Origin of the sequence: Pelagimonas varians, assembly GCF_003208435.1 — a bacterium.
In the GTDB taxonomy this organism is placed as follows: Bacteria; Pseudomonadota; Alphaproteobacteria; order Rhodobacterales; family Rhodobacteraceae; genus Pelagimonas; species Pelagimonas varians.
Map to the genome: position 1 here is coordinate 1 of NZ_QKMF01000008.1, position 14848 is coordinate 14848.

The following is a 14848-nucleotide window of genomic DNA, read 5'->3' on the forward strand; positions in this document are numbered from 1 at the left end:
AAGCCCCTAGGAATGCTGATATGCAGACATTTGTTCATCGAATGAACCAAAACTGCCCACATATCTCTTCAGATAGTCACAATGTCAAATAACGTGGAGTGCAAATTCCGCATTGCTAAACTCTGTCTAGCGCCGCCTGCGTCTGCCGCTCCGGGTAACCGTTAGCGCCTCAGCGCCGCCGGTGAAGGGGGTTCTAGTTCCAACTCAATACGCCCGCAACCCCTTTTCGCAATAACTACTCCCTTTTTTGAAACTTTCACGAAAATCAATTGAAATCAATTAGTTAATGGAAATCCCCTTCAGCAATCGAGTGCGTACGCCCCTCACAACACAACCTATCGCTGCATTGCGGCAATTCAATTGATCTATCCCCAAGAATCCCACAGAGATATCCACATAGCATCGCTCACATTTGAGGTCTGAACAGGAATCGCCCCTTCGGTTCTGGACGAATCTGCATCGCATGTGCAGCCGCCGACCCATGGAAAGTTGAAGCGGTGCTCGAAATAGCATCTGGATACTTTGGAATCAGACGTCTGACAGTTTTCCGTCGTCGGAGACGACGCGCCCTGCGTCCTCGGTTCAGGGCCACAATGAACTGAGCCCCCTGGGGAAACATAAAAAATCGCTGGAGCGGGATTTTTAAGAAGAAGCCGCATTTCGGCGGGGAAAGCAGCATTGCAAGCTTTTGCTCCCCGCCGAACAACTGACTGCGCATTGCGCCTGTGCTTGGCTCCACTCAAGACCTACGCGTGGCGAAGGTTTTGAAATTTGACTCTTAGTGACAGGATCGCCGCGATCACCAGTAGGTAGATCAAAGGCTCCAATTGCCAGCCTTTGACCAACATCAGATAGTGGACGCCCCCGAGTACGGTAGCGACATATGTCAATTTGTGCAGCTTGCGCCACGTCGGTCCAAGACGGCGTACGGACCAGTTGTTTGAGGTAACTGCAAGCGGGATCAACATGGCAAAGCCCAGCATGCCGACAGTTATGTAGGGACGCTTCACGATGTCCGCCCAAATCTGGGACAACACTTGAACATCCAGAATGGCCCAGACCAACAAATGCAAAAACACATAAAAGAATGCCAACAGGCCGATGGCGCGGCGAAACTTGATTAGATTGACCCCGGCGAAGCGCCGTAGCGGCGTAATGCAAAGCCCGAATATTAGCAGTTGCAAGGCCAAGGCCCCCAATTCGTGCTCCAACGCCTTGATAGGTTCAACGCCCAAGCCGCCCGTCGCCCCAAGATAGAGAAACCAAGGGGCGGGCAAGACGCCTATGAGATAGACGGCCCAAGTGGGCAACCGACGGGCAAGGGCGTTGAAACGATCCACCATCAAAAGTTCTTGGCCATATCCATGCCGTCATACAGGCTGGCAACTTCGTCATACCCGTTGAACATCAACGTATCCTTTTTGCTGGCGAACAATCCGCCACCAATTGGCCGCTCAGTGGCTTGGGACCAGCGCGGATGATCGACGGTCGGGTTCACATTGCTGTAAAAACCGTATTCACGGGCGTTCGACTTGTTCCAGCTTGTGGGGGGCTGAGTATCAGTCAAGGTGATGCGGACCACGGATTTGATCGACTTGAAACCGTATTTCCACGGAACCACCAAACGCAGCGGCGCGCCGTTTTGGTTGGGCAGCGGCTTTCCGTAGAGGCCAGTCGCCATCAATGTCAGCGGGTGCATTGCTTCGTCCAGACGCAGGCCCTCGACATAGGGCCAGTCCAGAACCGGATAACGGGTGCCCGGCATCTCTTCGGGGCGATAGACAGTTTCAAAGGCCACATATTTGGCATCGGTCTGGACACCCGCCATATTCAGCAAATCCGCCAACTCGAAGCCGTTCCAAGGCACAACCATTGACCAGGCTTCAACGCAGCGGAACCGGTAGATGCGCTCTTCGATGGTCATCTTCGCCAGGATATCACCCAACGCGTAATCACCGGGCCGGTCCACCATGCCGTCAATCTTGACGGTCCAAGGGTCAGTGGTCAGCGCCCGCGCATTGCGGGATGGGTCGTCTTTGCCAGTGCCGAATTCGTAATAGTTGCAATAGCTGGTGATCTCTTCCCACGAGTTGGGCTTGAGGTCCTCTTGCGCTTGCACCGAACCACCCAGACCAATCGCTGCGCCCGCGCCAATTCCAGCCAAAATCTGCCGCCGATTCAAAAAGCTTTTCTCGGGTGTTACGTCAGCACGTGTTAATTCGTTGGTCCAGCGCTTGGCCATTTGGTTCTCCTTGGTTGTTGAAGTCTAGATAAGGCACCCGCGTTCACCGACCAATGCAAATCACCTCACGTTGCCGTGCCGGTCTGTAACACTTGTCCCCCCGGGCCTGAAAACAAGTCCCGGGGATTGGGTGATCAAAAAGGGTATTCTGCCCTGCCAGTTTAGGGCGCATCGGCTCTCGGAAAAGAAGGCGACATCGTATTCATTCGGGCCGAACTGCCATCGTCACGGACAATCCGTACATGCCTGCGCCGCATCAACCGCGGCTCTGCCACACCGACCGAATGCGCGATGGTTTCCACCTCATATATGATAGACTGGGCAAACGCCGCGACGCGATTGTCTTTTTCCTGCACCACAAGTCCCTTTTGCAGGCCTTTGTCATGGGTGGTGATTCCGGTCGGGCAGGTGTTCTTATTGCACTTGAGCGCCTGAATGCACCCCAGCGAAAACATGAAGCCACGCGCCGAGGTCACAAAATCCGCACCTGCACAAATGGCCCAGGCAACGTCGCCCGGATTGATCAGCTTACCGCTGGCAATGATGCGAATGCGGTCATGCAGGTTGTATTGGTCCCTCAGGTCAGTCATCCGCACCAAAGCTTCACGCAGGGGCATCCCGACAAGATCCATCAAGGGCATCGGGGCCGCACCTGTTCCGCCTTCGCCCCCATCAACGGTTATAAAGTCCGGCGCATATTCCGGCCCGCGTTCTTTGATCAACTCGAACAGTGCCACCCATGGGTCCGAAGACCCCATACAAGTTTTAAAACCAACCGGTTTACCGGTCACCTCGCGGATATGGCCGATTAGATCAAGCAAACCGGCAAAGTCGTCCACCTCGCTATGTCGGTTTGGGGAAATCCCCGCCTGCCCTTCTGGAATGCCACGGATTGCAGCAATTTCCTTGCTGACCTTGGCAGCAGGCAAAATCCCCCCCTTGCCCGGCTTGGCACCTTGGCTCAGCTTGATCTCAAACATCTTGACTTCGGGCCGCGCTGCCACTTCGCGCAGCTTCTCATCACTCAGATTGCCATCGGCATCGCGCACCCCGAATTTCGCGGTTCCGATCTGATAGACAATATCGCAGCCACCCTCCAAGTGGTGCGGTGACATCCCGCCCTCGCCTGTGTTCAACCAAATGCCCGCCTTGGCCGCCCCCCGGCTGAGCGCCTGAACCGCCGGTTTTGACAAAGCCCCATACGACATACCCGAGATGTTATAGATGGACGGCGCGTCATATGGATGCCGACAATGCGGCCCGATTTGCATCGGTTCGGTCGAAGCGTATTGATTGTCCAGCGGTGGGAAGACCGCGTTGATAAAGATCGGCGTACCGGGCACATTCAGATTTCGGGTGGACCCAAAAGCGATTGTATTGCTTTTCCCGACAGTAGCACGTGACACCCAGTTGCGTTGCGCTCGGTTGAACGGCATTTCTTCGCGGTCCATGGCAAAGAAATACTGGCGAAAAAACTCACCAAGTTCGGTGAACAAGTGCCGAAACCGTCCGATAACCGGATAGTTGCGCCGGATCGCGTCGCTTTTTTGGCGGCGATCCACAAAGAAAAGCACCACAACCGCACCTAACCCGACCCCTAAAAACAAAACAAACAAAAGCGCCAAATACTCCAGCGCGGCCATTGCGTAATCCATATGCGACTCCCTGAATGTGTCGGTTTGCCTCAGGGCAAACCACAGCCATGGCGCTACTGTGACATTAACCAAGACAAATGGCAGCCCCGCTGCTGGTATCGTGAAAGGGAGAGAGCATGAAAACGCTGATCGGCGCGCTGGCGCTAAGCTTGATAACATCTGCAGCGGTGGCTGCGGACATGATCACCTATGACACAGAAGACAGTTTCGACGATGTGGTGTTCGGACTCGAAAATGCAATTCTGGACGCTGGATTGGTCATCGACAGCGTGTCGCACACCGGAGCGATGCTGGAACGGACCCGCGTTGATATGGGGTCGGACGTGGTCTTGTTCAATGATGCTGATGTGTTCAGCTTTTGCTCGGCCCAAGTGTCTCGCAAAGTCATGGAAGCCGACCCGATGAATATCGTGTTTTGCCCCTATGACATCTTCGTCATGGTCCGCCCTGACACGCCGGACGTGACAACCATCGGGTTCCGGACCTACCCCGAAGGGGCCATGAAAGAAGTCGAAGCCCTATTGGACGGAATCGCCCGCAGCGCCGTTGGTTTGGACTGACGTTTCATCCAATTCCGTCAATCGAAAATAGGCCCGCCAATCAGGCGGGCCTTTCTATTTTAGTGAACCACTGCGTCGTCTGGCTTGGGCCTGTTTGTGGCCCCAACCCGATCGCCTATGATCAACCCATCGGACCCCGCGCTGATAACGATCAGATCGCCGTCCACCACATCCCCCGCCAGCAGCATTTCTGCCAAGGGGTTTTGCAGCGCCCGCTGAATCACCCGCTTCAGCGGGCGGGCCCCAAACACTGGATCATAGCCTTCGTCAGCTAACCATTGCTTGGCACCATCATCCAGTTCCAGCTCAATCTTACGGGCTGCCAACCGCTTCAACAAACGCGCCATCTGGATTTCAACGATTCCGTCCATATCTTCGCGCTTTAGCCGATCAAAGATGATCGTTTCATCGAGACGGTTCAGGAACTCGGGGCGGAAATGAGCCCGCACCGCATCCATCACATCGCGTTTGGCCGTGGCCGCATCTGCACCTTCGGGCAATTGGCTAAGCGCCTGCGACCCAAGGTTTGACGTCAAGATAATCAGCGTCTGCTTGAAGTCCACGGTTCGGCCTTGGCCATCCGTCAACTGACCATCATCAAGCACCTGAAGCAGCACGTTGAACACATCGGGATGCGCTTTCTCGACCTCATCGAACAACACAACCTGATAGGGTTTGCGCCGCACAGCTTCGGTCAAAACACCGCCCTCTTCGTAACCAACATAACCGGGAGGAGCTCCGATCAGACGTGCCACGCTGTGTTTCTCCATGAACTCGGACATATCAATACGAACCATCGCATTGTCATCATCGAACAAGAAGTCAGCCACCGCTTTGGTCAGCTCGGTTTTACCGACACCGGTCGGCCCAAGGAAGAGGAACGAACCAAGCGGCCGGTTCTCATCGTTCAGACCGGCACGCGCCCGGCGCACCGCATTCGACACCGCTGTCACAGCCAAATCCTGACCAATCACACGGTTGTGCAGATCATCTTCCATCCGCAAAAGCTTTTCGCGGTCACCTTCCAGCATTTTTGATGTCGGAATACCGGTCCAGCGTTCGACAACGGCAGCGATATGCTCAGGGCGCACTGCCTCTTCGACCATCACCTCGTTACTGTTTTCTGCTTCTGTCAGCTGCTTTTCCAGCTCTGGAATGATGCCGTAAGACAGCTCTCCGGCTTTGGCCAGATTACCCTCACGCTTGGCCTGATCCAGACCAGCCCGTGCACGATCCAACTGCTCCTTCAGATCACGGGCAGAGGCCAGCTTGTCGCGTTCCGCCTGCCACTTGGCTGTCATCTGTGCAGATTCGTCTTGCAGATTGCCTAGATCCAACTCCAGCTTCGCCAAACGATCCTTGGAGGCTTGGTCATCTTCAAGGCGCAAGGCCTCAACTTCGATCTGCTTTTGCAAGATGTCACGGTCCAGCGCATCCAGCTCTTCTGGCTTGCTGTCCACTTCCATCCGCAAACGACTGGCCGCTTCGTCCATCAGGTCAATGGCTTTGTCCGGCAAAAACCGGTCGGTGATATAGCGATGCGACAAGGTCGAAGCCGCCACCAAAGAGCTGTCCGAAATCCGTACACCGTGGTGCAACTCGTACTTTTCTTTGATGCCGCGCAGGATCGAAATCGTGTCTTCTACCGTCGGCTCTTCGACCAACACCGGTTGAAACCGCCGCGCAAGCGCCGCGTCTTTTTCGACGTGTTTGCGGTATTCATCCAGTGTGGTTGCACCAACGCAGTGCAATTCACCACGCGCCAAGGCCGGTTTCAGCAAGTTGGACGCATCCATCGCGCCATCCGCCTTGCCCGCGCCAACCAGCGTGTGCATTTCGTCGATGAACAAGATGATTTCGCCCGCAGCCTCAGTGACTTCGGTCAAGATTGCCTTCAAGCGTTCCTCGAATTCACCGCGATACTTTGCCCCGGCGATCAGCGCGCCCATGTCGAGCGCCATCAGTTGCTTGTTGCGCAGGCTTTCAGGTACATCGCCATTTACGATGCGCAGCGCCAAACCTTCGGCAATCGCAGTTTTACCAACACCGGGTTCACCGATCAGCACAGGGTTGTTCTTGGTCCGACGGCTCAGCACCTGCATGGTGCGGCGAATTTCTTCGTCGCGGCCAATGATCGGGTCAATTTTGCCGTTGCGTGCAGATTCTGTCAGATCAGTCGCGTACTTCTTCAGCGCGTCATAACCTTCCTCAGCCGTGGCGCTGTCAGCGGTCCGGCCCTTGCGAATATCATTGATCGCTTCGTTCAAGTTTTGGGCGGATACATTGCCAGCCTCAAGCGCTTCTTTCGCCGGGGTTTTTACCAGCGCAAGCGCCATCAACAACCGTTCGACAGGTACAAAGCTGTCACCGGCTTTCTTGGCAATTTTCTCGGCCTCGTCGATCACCTTGCCAGTCGAGCTGTCAAGATAGACCTGCCCGGCATCACCAGACACTTTGGGGATTTTGGCCATTTTGGTATCGATGACTTGCACAACGCGGTCAGGCTCTCCGCCTGCGCGTTTGATCAGGTTGCTAGCCAGCCCCTGTTCGTCATCCATCAATGCTTTTAGCAAATGCTCGGGGGCCAGTTTCTGATGGCTTTCCCGCATTGCAATTGTTTGTGCAGCCTGAATAAAGCCGCGCGAACGCTCCGTGAACTTTTCTAGGTTCATCGCCTTCTCCTTTGTCCAAGCGCCCTTGGGTCTAATCGTGCCCGCTATGCAGCACACGAACCGTTCAGGGCCTCGGTTAAAAGATGGCAATTCAAGCCTCCGCCTTCAAGGGGCAACATCGCCAAAAATACCAATCCAATTTTAGATACAGATGCACTCGATCTTAAAACTTTCACACGCAGGTTTGCCGCGTGGAGGTGCCTGTTATGATGATAACCAAGGTTGAATATGACGGTTTTTGCGATGACGCCCCCGGCGGTGCGATGCAAGGGTCGATTGCTTTGATTGCAGGTGACACCCGCATCAATGTCTCGCTGACCTTACCCCGCCGGATTGAGATCACTCAAAGCCGACATCGTTTGTTGCTATTGGCCGAGGCGCTTCGCCAAACACGCCACATGCCGGAATACCGGTCAAAGGGCGCTATTCGGCTTGCTCCCGGTTTTCTACCACATGGCCTATCGCCCAAGACGGCTTGACGATTGCCGGTCCGCGCCGCAAAAGGAGCCGTTTCTTAGAAAAAGGCCGGATCCTATGTCAGATGACCGTTTGATTGTTGCCCTCGACGTTCCCAATGTAATTGCGGGGATCGATTTGGTTGAGAAGCTGGGCGACAGCGCCTCGTTCTACAAAATCGGGCTTGGTATGCTCACCGGCGGCGGGCTCGCCCTCGCCAATGAGCTGAAGGCCGAACACGGTAAACGCATTTTTCTGGACATGAAGCTGTTCGATATTGGCGCGACGGTTGAGGCTGCCGTGCGCGGCATCGCCCAGTTCGATCTGGACTTCCTCACGGTTCACGGTGATCCTCATGTTGTTCGTGCCGCAAAAGAAGGCGCAGCAGGCAAGGACATGAAAATCCTTGCGGTAACTATCCTGACATCACTGGATCGCGCAGACTTGGATGCCTCGCTGATCCAGGCTGGCGACATCCCCGATCTAGTCGCAACCCGCGCGGCCCGTGCGTTTGAAGCCGGCGCTGACGGTGTCATCGCGTCCCCCAATGAAGCAGCTTTGATCCGCGCCTTGCCAGAGGCACAGGGAAAACTGATCGTAACACCCGGCGTTCGCCCGGTTGGCGCAGACCATGGCGATCAAAAACGGATCGCGACACCAGCCGCTGCAATCGCAAACGGGGCCGATCATATCGTGGTTGGTCGTCCAATCCATCAGGCCGCCAACCCACGTGCCGCTGCACAAGCGATCATTGAGGAATTGAAAACCGTCTGACCGGCGGCCTCTCAAAACCGCTTGGCTGTCAGTCAGACGCTAAATAGCTCTCTAAGATACGGGCGAAATGCGGGATGGCTTTGGGATGGGACACATACTGATGGGGTGGCATCAATTGCCACCCATCGCCTTCACCGCCAAAGCGAATATCGGTCCGCGCACTTTCCGGAAGATGGGCGGCAAAAAACCAACTGATCTTTCCATCATTGTCCCGAATATGGATCAACGTCAGATCGTACGGGGATAGATCCAGCCCCACTTCTTCAAAGGCTTCGCGCAACGCACAGTCTTCAGGACTTTCCCCATCCTCGCGGCCGCCGCCCGGAAAATCCAAATAGCCCGGCCAGACAATGCCCGGCGTATGATCCCTGATCAAAACAACCAACTGTGCCCCCACGAACAACATCACCTTGCACCCAAGGAAATCGCGGCGAGGATCACTCATCGTCTAATCGTCATTTATGTCCGTGTCCCAAATCTTGATTTGCCCTTTTCGTTCGCCCGCCAGTTTGCGCATCACAAACCACGCTATCAGCGAGCAAACCGCAAACACCAAGAGAGCAACGGGCAGCGATGACAGCACCCCGCCGCCAAAAGCCAGAATAACCCCGACGACAAAAGCCCCAATGCCAAATCCCAAGAAAATGAACCCCGGCGCGAAGATCTCAACGATCAACAAAATGATTCCCGCGCCAACCCAAAGCCACCACTGATCCCACATCACTTGCCGCCCTTCAGCATTTGGAACGCATCTCCAAAGGCGTCCAAGACGTTTGTTGGCAGCAAAACAGTCTGCTTCCCAGCCCCTTCGCCCACTTTGACCAAAGCCTCTACTTGTTTAAGGGCAACTTGATATTGGGCTGCTTCGATCCCGTTTTCTTTGATCGCCCGGGCAACAACTTCGGTTGCATAAGCTTCGGCATCCGCTGAAATACGGCGTGCCTTGGCCTCTTGCTCGGCGGCATAGAGCTGCGCATCAGCGGCAAGTTCAACGGCGCGGCGCTCGCCCTCAGCCTCGGTTACCTGCGCCCTGCGTCCACGCTCCGCATTCAATTGCTGCAACATCGCGTCGCGGGTTGCCTGATCGAGGTTCACGTCCAAAATCTCGGCGCGTGTCACTTCGATGCCCCAATCATCAACCGCGTCTTCGACGTTTTCTTTGATCTGAGTGATCAACTGAGAGCGGTTGGATTGCACCTCATCCAGCTCCATCTTACCGATTTGGGCGCGTACAATCCCTGCGACTGTGGTCGCAATTGCGCCGTCCACATCCCGGATTCTGTAAACAGTCTTTTCCGGCTCTGTAATGCGGTAGAAAACCGATGTTTCAACCTGCACCAAAACGTTATCCGTCGTAATCGCATCTTGTTTTGCGTTCGGCAGTTGCCGCTCGAGAATCGAGATCTTGTGGCGCACCCGATCCAGAAATGGCACGATAATGTTGATTCCAGGCCCCAAAACAGAGCGCAACCGGCCGAACCGTTCCACAACATATTTCTCGGATTGCGGCACAATCCGAACCCCAAGCAGCACCATCAACACAACAAGTGCGGCAAGCAATAAAATCACAATATTTCCGCTGGTGACTTCGGCAAGGATTGCTTCGATATCCATAATTCACTCTCCTGAAAGATCTTGTCACCAAGATGGGGATTTTCATGCAAAATGAAAGTCCTGAAAGCCATACCCTGATTGTTCATTCGCGCGGCGGGATGTATCTTGGATCTATGCCGTCCCTATGCCGCGAATGTCTGACCTGTTTTGAAACGGGGCCCCGTTGTCCATCTTGCGGACGGCCACGGGTGATTGCGCATCCCGAACTTTGGGATCTGAGCATCGCACACATGGATTGCGACGCCTTTTATGCCAGCGTCGAAAAACGCGACAATCCAGAACTGGCGGACAAACCCGTGATTGTAGGCGGCGGGCGGCGCGGCGTTGTGTCGACAGCCTGCTACATCGCCCGAATGCGCGGTGTGAAATCTGCAATGCCTATGTTTCAAGCGCTTAAAAAATGCCCCGACGCAGTCGTTGTGAAACCGCGCATGGATGTCTACGTCGAAACTTCAAAAGCTATCCGTGCAATGATGGAGGAAATGACGCCTTCGATCGAGCCCCTGTCGCTGGACGAAGCGTTTATGGACCTTACCGGCACCGCACGATTGCACGGCCAGCCCCCCGCTGTCATGCTGGCACGGCTTGTCTCCCGAATGAAGGCGGAATTGGGCATTACTGGCTCTATCGGACTGTCACACAACAAATTTTTAGCCAAGATCGCTTCAGATTTGGACAAACCCCGCGGGTTTTCGGTGATTGGTCAGGCCGAAACCGTTGATTTTTTGCGCCCGAAACCGGTGCGTTTGATTTGGGGGGTCGGCAGCGTGGCGCAAGAATCGTTGGAACGGGCTGGTATCCGCACCTTCGAAGATTTGATGCGGTGGGATCGCGAGGCGCTGTCTCAGCGGTTCGGGTCAATGGGCGACCGGCTTTGGCACTTGGCGCGCGGCGAGGATCACCGCGGCGTTCAGCACAATGCGCCAATCAAATCCATCTCGAATGAAACCACTTTCTACGAAGATACCGGCGACGTTGATATTCTGGACGGGCACCTGTGGCGCCTATGCGAAAAAGTGTCGGATCGGGCAAAGGCGCGCGCACTGGCGGGGCGAGTTGTGACGCTCAAACTCAAAGATTCGAAATTCAAATTGATAACCAGACGGGTCACCTTGCCCGATTCCACCCATATCGCCGATCGCATCTATCGCACGGCACGGGCGCTGTTTGATCAGGTTCCGGGGACAGGGCCCTACCGATTGATCGGCGCAGGCCTTTCACATCTTGGTCCAGAGGAAGACGCAGACCGCGCTGGCGATCTGCTGGACCCAAAGGCCGGAACACGGGCCAAGGCCGAACGCGCGACCGATGAAATCCGCGCCCGCTTTGGCGAAAGCGCGATCCTCAAAGGCCGGTCCTTGCGTTAGGTTTTGCGTTATAAAAGCTGGTCTTCTTCGTCGATGGCATCAAAGCCCATCGCCTCTAACCCGCCTTCAAGATTGTCCACCAAATGCGGTGTCCCAATCAGGTAGTCGGCAGTTGGTGTTGTCGCTTCGGAAACGGCTGTGGCATAGGCTTCGTCCCATTCCTCGGCCTCAAAGGCCCCGCGTCCGATCCACATAACAGCAACCAAGGCTGCTTGTTCTTCCTCATCCATACGGTCGATGAAGGCACGCAATTCGCTTTCTGCCCGATCTAATTCGCGGGCCATAACGATGATGGCGGCCACTTTTCGGACAGCGATTTTGTCCCCGATGATTCCCATGTCGCGTCTCCTGCAAAGAATATGACTGTTTCGCTCTGGGATCATGCGCTGAGGGGACAAGACCCGCCTTGATCTTGCGCAAATCAAGTGCCGGAGGTCCGAAATGCACAAAGGGCAGGGTTTCCCCTGCCCTCTTTATCTTGATGTACCGCGCTTACTTCTTGCGTTTGCGGGGCGGCATCAGGTCGGTGATTGTGCCCTCGAACATTTCGGCGGCAAAGTTCACCGTTTCAGACAGGGTCGGGTGCGGGTGAATGGTATGACCAAGGTCGACCGCATCCGCGCCCATTTCAATCGCCAAAGCTGTTTCCGAGATCAGATCGCCAGCGTTGGTGCCCACGATGCAGGCCCCGATGATACGATCATCGCTGGGATCAAACAAAAGCTTGGTAATGCCTTCGCTCCGTCCGTTAGACAGGGATTTGCCCGACGCGGCCCAAGGGAACACACCCTTTTCATAGGTGATACCTTTGGCCTTTGCCTCGGTTTCCGTGACGCCGCACCATGCAACCTCTGGATCGGTGTAGGCCACCGACGGGATCAGTTTGGCGTCAAAGTGGCGCTTGTGACCGGCGCAAACTTCGGCGGCCACTTTGCCTTCGTGGACCGCTTTGTGCGCCAGCATTGGCTGCCCCACCACATCGCCAATCGCAAAGATATGCGGCTGACCCGTGCGCTGCTGGCTATCGACGGCAATAAAGCCGCGATCATCCACTGCAACACCGGCTTGATCGGCTGCGATCAACTTGCCATTCGGCTTGCGGCCGACAGCCACCAGAACCTTGTCGAAAGTGTCGGAGAAGCTTTCGCCCTTGTCATCCTCAAAGGTGACTTTCATGCCTGCATCGGTCGCTTCGACGCCGGTCACTTTGGTCTTGAGGAAGATGTTTTCGTAGCGGCCCTTGATGCGTGTCATCAGTGGCTTGACGATATCTTTGTCCGCACCGGGGATGATCTGATCCATCAGCTCAACCACGGTGATTTTCGAGCCCAAGGCGTCGTAAACACAGGCCATTTCAAGGCCAATGATCCCGCCGCCCAAAACCAGCATCCGTTCCGGAACGTCCTTCAGTTCCAGTGCGCCAGTGCTGTCGATCACCCGGTCATCTTCGGGGATAAACGGCAGCGCAACAGGTTCGGACCCCGCCGCAATGATGCATTGATCAAAGGAAACCGTGGTGGTGCCTTCTGCGCCGGTGACCGAAATCATATTCGAACCGGTAAAGGTGCCCATACCGCGCACGATCTGCACCTTGCGGCCTTTGGACAGCCCTTCAAGACCCCCCGTCAACTGACCGACAACGCTGTCTTTGAACGAGCGCAATTCATCGAGGTCAATCTGCGGTTTGCCAAAGGTCACACCATGCGAAGACATTTCTTCGGCTTCGGTGATGACTTTGGCCACATGCAGCAGCGCTTTGGATGGAATGCAGCCCACGTTCAGACAGACACCGCCCAAAACAGGGTTCTTTTCGATCAACACGACCTTTTTGCCCAGATCCGCGGCACGGAAGGCCGCAGTATAACCGCCCGGGCCAGAGCCAAGAACAACAACTTCGGCATGCACATCGCCTGCACCGGTTGCGGTGCCAGTGGCGGCAACGCTTTGCGGGGCGGCGGCCGTTGGGGCTGCTTCGGCTTTGGGGGCCTCAGCTGCACCAGCGCCTTCCAGAACCAAAATCAACGATCCTTCGGAAACATTGTCCCCTTCGGCAACCTTGATTTCTTTGACAACGCCTGCAGCAGGCGAAGGCACTTCCAATGTGGCTTTGTCGGATTCCAGTTCGATCAGCGGGTCTTCGGCGGCGACAGTGTCACCAACCGAAACCAAGATCGCAACCACGGGCACGTCGGCGAAATCACCGATATCAGGTACTGTAACGTCCATGGTCATTCCCCTTACCACATCAACTTGCGCATATCGCCAAGCAGGTTCTTGAGCGTCACGGTGAACCGTGCAGCCAAGGCACCGTCGACAGCGCGGTGATCATAAGACAGCGACAAGGGCTGCATCAGGCGGGGAACGAATTCCTCACCATTCCAGACCGGTGCCATTTTGCTGCGTGTCAGGCCAAGGATCGCTACCTCTGGTGCGTTCACAATCGGAGTGAACGAGGTGCCGCCAATGCCGCCAAGGCTGGAAATCGTGAAGGTTGCGCCCTGCATGTCCTTGGACTTCAGGTTCCCTTCACGGGCCGCTTTGGACAGGCTCATGAGCTCTTGAGAGATTTCGACCAAACCTTTGCGGTCAGCATCTTTGATTACAGGAACCATCAAGCCGTTTGGCGTATCTGCCGCAAAGCCGATGTTGTAGAAGTCCTTTTTGATCAGCTTGTCGCCATCAGGATGGATCGAGCTGTTGAATTCCCAGTGCTGTTTAAGCGCCGAAACAGAAGCTTTGACCACAAAGGATAGCAATGTCACGCGATAGCCGTTTTCTTTGGCGTGCGTATCCATTTCCTTGCGGTACTTATCCAGATCGGTGATGTCCGCTTCGTCGTTATGGGTGACATGCGGGATGTTGAGCCATGACCGGTGCAAAGCCGGGCCAGAGATCTTTTTGATCCGGGGCATTTCGACATCTTCGGTCGGACCGAATTTGCTGAAATCGACGGCCGGGATTGGCGGGATACCTGATCCGCCCTGCGCCGCTGCAGTCGCCACTGGGGAAACGCTGGATTTAAGCGCCTTCTCAATGTCTTCGCGCAAGATGCGGCCCTTGCGGCCCGTGCCGTTCACTTTACCCAGTTCTACATCAACCCGGCGGGCAAAGGCCCGAACGGATGGCGATGCGTGAACCTTTGAAAAACCGGCGTCTGTCACCGGAGCTGCTGCAACAGGTGCAGGGGCAGCCGCCGGTGCCGCCGCTGCGGCTGGCGCAGCTTTGGGGGCTTCGGCTGGTGCAGCAGCCGCACCGGCCGCTTCCAGAATCAAAACCACGGCACCTTCGCCAATTTCGTCACCTTCGGCGACCTTGATTTCCTTGACGACACCCGCAGCAGAGGAAGGAACCTCCATCGTGGCCTTGTCGCTTTCCAGTTCGATGATTGGATCTTCGACGGCAATTGTGTCACCCACACTGACCAAAATGGCCACTACAGGAACCTTATCGAAATCGCCGATATCGGGAACTTTTACTTCTACGGTCATAATCTGTCCTCCTATCCGCA

At 55.5% G+C, this 14848-nt stretch carries 14 protein-coding genes; 4 read left to right on the forward strand and 10 right to left on the reverse strand.

What is annotated here, in order from left to right; all coding sequences use genetic code 11:
* Positions 1 to 746: 746 nt before the first annotated feature.
* From msrQ to C8N36_RS12020, 3 genes are all read right to left on the reverse strand, one after another.
* Positions 747 to 1343 carry a protein-methionine-sulfoxide reductase heme-binding subunit MsrQ gene (gene msrQ, locus C8N36_RS12010; RefSeq protein ID WP_097805059.1) on the reverse strand — a complete coding sequence of 199 codons (597 nt, stop codon included), beginning with the start codon at positions 1341 to 1343 and terminating at the stop codon, positions 747 to 749.
* Complete coding sequence (gene msrP, locus C8N36_RS12015) at positions 1343 to 2242, reverse strand: protein-methionine-sulfoxide reductase catalytic subunit MsrP (RefSeq protein ID WP_097805058.1); 900 nt, start codon at positions 2240 to 2242, stop codon at positions 1343 to 1345. Before msrP ends, msrQ begins: the two co-directional genes overlap by 1 nt.
* Positions 2243 to 2403: 161 nt before the next feature.
* Entirely contained in the window at positions 2404 to 3897 is a 1494-nt protein-coding gene (locus C8N36_RS12020) for an FMN-binding glutamate synthase family protein (RefSeq protein ID WP_097805057.1), read from the reverse strand.
* Positions 3898 to 4013: 116 nt separating this feature from the next.
* Here C8N36_RS12020 and C8N36_RS12025 point away from each other — a divergent pair, with 116 nt between their 5' ends.
* Positions 4014 to 4457 (forward strand): DUF302 domain-containing protein, encoded by a 444-nt coding sequence (locus tag C8N36_RS12025; RefSeq protein ID WP_170125866.1) that lies wholly within the window; start codon positions 4014 to 4016, stop codon positions 4455 to 4457.
* Positions 4458 to 4516: 59 nt separating this feature from the next.
* Here C8N36_RS12025 and clpB read toward each other — a convergent pair whose 3' ends face one another.
* A complete protein-coding gene (clpB, locus tag C8N36_RS12030; RefSeq protein ID WP_097805056.1) occupies positions 4517 to 7129 on the reverse strand; it encodes an ATP-dependent chaperone ClpB in 2613 nt (870 codons plus the stop codon).
* A 206-nt stretch (positions 7130 to 7335) separates the two neighbouring features.
* On the opposite strand from clpB, the gene C8N36_RS12035 reads away from it, so the two are divergent.
* Together C8N36_RS12035 and pyrF are read left to right on the forward strand one after the other, a co-directional pair.
* Positions 7336 to 7608 (forward strand): hypothetical protein, encoded by a 273-nt coding sequence (locus C8N36_RS12035; protein WP_097805055.1) that lies wholly within the window; start codon positions 7336 to 7338, stop codon positions 7606 to 7608.
* Between the two features lie 55 nt (positions 7609 to 7663).
* A complete protein-coding gene (gene pyrF, locus C8N36_RS12040) occupies positions 7664 to 8359 on the forward strand; it encodes an orotidine-5'-phosphate decarboxylase (RefSeq protein ID WP_097805054.1) in 696 nt (231 codons plus the stop codon).
* A 28-nt stretch (positions 8360 to 8387) separates the two neighbouring features.
* Here the strand turns inward: pyrF and C8N36_RS12045 are convergent, their stop codons facing one another.
* From C8N36_RS12045 to C8N36_RS12055, 3 genes are read right to left on the reverse strand one after another with little or no spacing between them, the layout of a single operon-like run.
* Positions 8388 to 8804, reverse strand: coding sequence for an NUDIX domain-containing protein (locus C8N36_RS12045; RefSeq protein WP_097805053.1), 417 nt, complete (start codon positions 8802 to 8804; stop codon positions 8388 to 8390).
* Between the two features lie 3 nt (positions 8805 to 8807).
* Positions 8808 to 9080, reverse strand: a complete 273-nt coding sequence (locus tag C8N36_RS12050; protein WP_097805052.1) for an NfeD family protein — start codon at positions 9078 to 9080, stop codon at positions 8808 to 8810.
* On the reverse strand, positions 9080 to 9973 hold the full coding sequence (locus tag C8N36_RS12055; RefSeq protein WP_097805051.1) for an SPFH domain-containing protein: 894 nt from the start codon (positions 9971 to 9973) through the stop codon (positions 9080 to 9082). The genes C8N36_RS12050 and C8N36_RS12055 overlap by 1 nt, the downstream gene beginning before the upstream one ends.
* A 113-nt stretch (positions 9974 to 10086) precedes the next feature.
* Here C8N36_RS12055 and C8N36_RS12060 point away from each other — a divergent pair, with 113 nt between their 5' ends.
* Positions 10087 to 11340 carry a DNA polymerase IV gene (locus C8N36_RS12060; RefSeq protein ID WP_097805083.1) on the forward strand — a complete coding sequence of 418 codons (1254 nt, stop codon included), beginning with the start codon at positions 10087 to 10089 and terminating at the stop codon, positions 11338 to 11340.
* Positions 11341 to 11348: 8 nt separating this feature from the next.
* Here the strand turns inward: C8N36_RS12060 and C8N36_RS12065 are convergent, their stop codons facing one another.
* From C8N36_RS12065 to aceF, 3 genes are all read right to left on the reverse strand, one after another.
* Positions 11349 to 11678, reverse strand: a complete 330-nt coding sequence (locus C8N36_RS12065; protein WP_097805050.1) for a DUF3775 domain-containing protein — start codon at positions 11676 to 11678, stop codon at positions 11349 to 11351.
* A gap of 154 nt (positions 11679 to 11832) precedes the next feature.
* Positions 11833 to 13566 (reverse strand): dihydrolipoyl dehydrogenase, encoded by a 1734-nt coding sequence (gene lpdA / locus C8N36_RS12070; RefSeq protein ID WP_097805082.1) that lies wholly within the window; start codon positions 13564 to 13566, stop codon positions 11833 to 11835.
* An 11-nt stretch (positions 13567 to 13577) separates the two neighbouring features.
* A complete protein-coding gene (aceF, locus tag C8N36_RS12075; protein WP_097805049.1) occupies positions 13578 to 14828 on the reverse strand; it encodes a dihydrolipoyllysine-residue acetyltransferase in 1251 nt (416 codons plus the stop codon).
* Positions 14829 to 14848 lie beyond the last annotated feature (20 nt).

Bases quoted from the DNA above. Each gene is read 5' to 3' on its own strand.
- msrQ (WP_097805059.1), bottom strand. From the start codon at position 1,343: ATGGTGGATCGTTTCAACGCCCTTGCCCGTCGGTTGCCCACTTGGGCC.
- msrP (WP_097805058.1), bottom strand. From the start codon at position 2,242: ATGGCCAAGCGCTGGACCAACGAATTAACACGTGCTGACGTAACACCC.
- C8N36_RS12020 (WP_097805057.1), bottom strand. From the start codon at position 3,897: ATGGATTACGCAATGGCCGCGCTGGAGTATTTGGCGCTTTTGTTTGTT.
- C8N36_RS12025 (WP_170125866.1), top strand. From the start codon at position 4,014: ATGAAAACGCTGATCGGCGCGCTGGCGCTAAGCTTGATAACATCTGCA.
- clpB (WP_097805056.1), bottom strand. From the start codon at position 7,129: ATGAACCTAGAAAAGTTCACGGAGCGTTCGCGCGGCTTTATTCAGGCT.
- C8N36_RS12035 (WP_097805055.1), top strand. From the start codon at position 7,336: ATGATGATAACCAAGGTTGAATATGACGGTTTTTGCGATGACGCCCCC.
- pyrF (WP_097805054.1), top strand. From the start codon at position 7,664: ATGTCAGATGACCGTTTGATTGTTGCCCTCGACGTTCCCAATGTAATT.
- C8N36_RS12045 (WP_097805053.1), bottom strand. From the start codon at position 8,804: ATGAGTGATCCTCGCCGCGATTTCCTTGGGTGCAAGGTGATGTTGTTC.
- C8N36_RS12050 (WP_097805052.1), bottom strand. From the start codon at position 9,080: ATGTGGGATCAGTGGTGGCTTTGGGTTGGCGCGGGAATCATTTTGTTG.
- C8N36_RS12055 (WP_097805051.1), bottom strand. From the start codon at position 9,973: ATGGATATCGAAGCAATCCTTGCCGAAGTCACCAGCGGAAATATTGTG.
- C8N36_RS12060 (WP_097805083.1), top strand. From the start codon at position 10,087: ATGCCGTCCCTATGCCGCGAATGTCTGACCTGTTTTGAAACGGGGCCC.
- C8N36_RS12065 (WP_097805050.1), bottom strand. From the start codon at position 11,678: ATGGGAATCATCGGGGACAAAATCGCTGTCCGAAAAGTGGCCGCCATC.
- lpdA (WP_097805082.1), bottom strand. From the start codon at position 13,566: ATGGACGTTACAGTACCTGATATCGGTGATTTCGCCGACGTGCCCGTG.
- aceF (WP_097805049.1), bottom strand. From the start codon at position 14,828: ATGACCGTAGAAGTAAAAGTTCCCGATATCGGCGATTTCGATAAGGTT.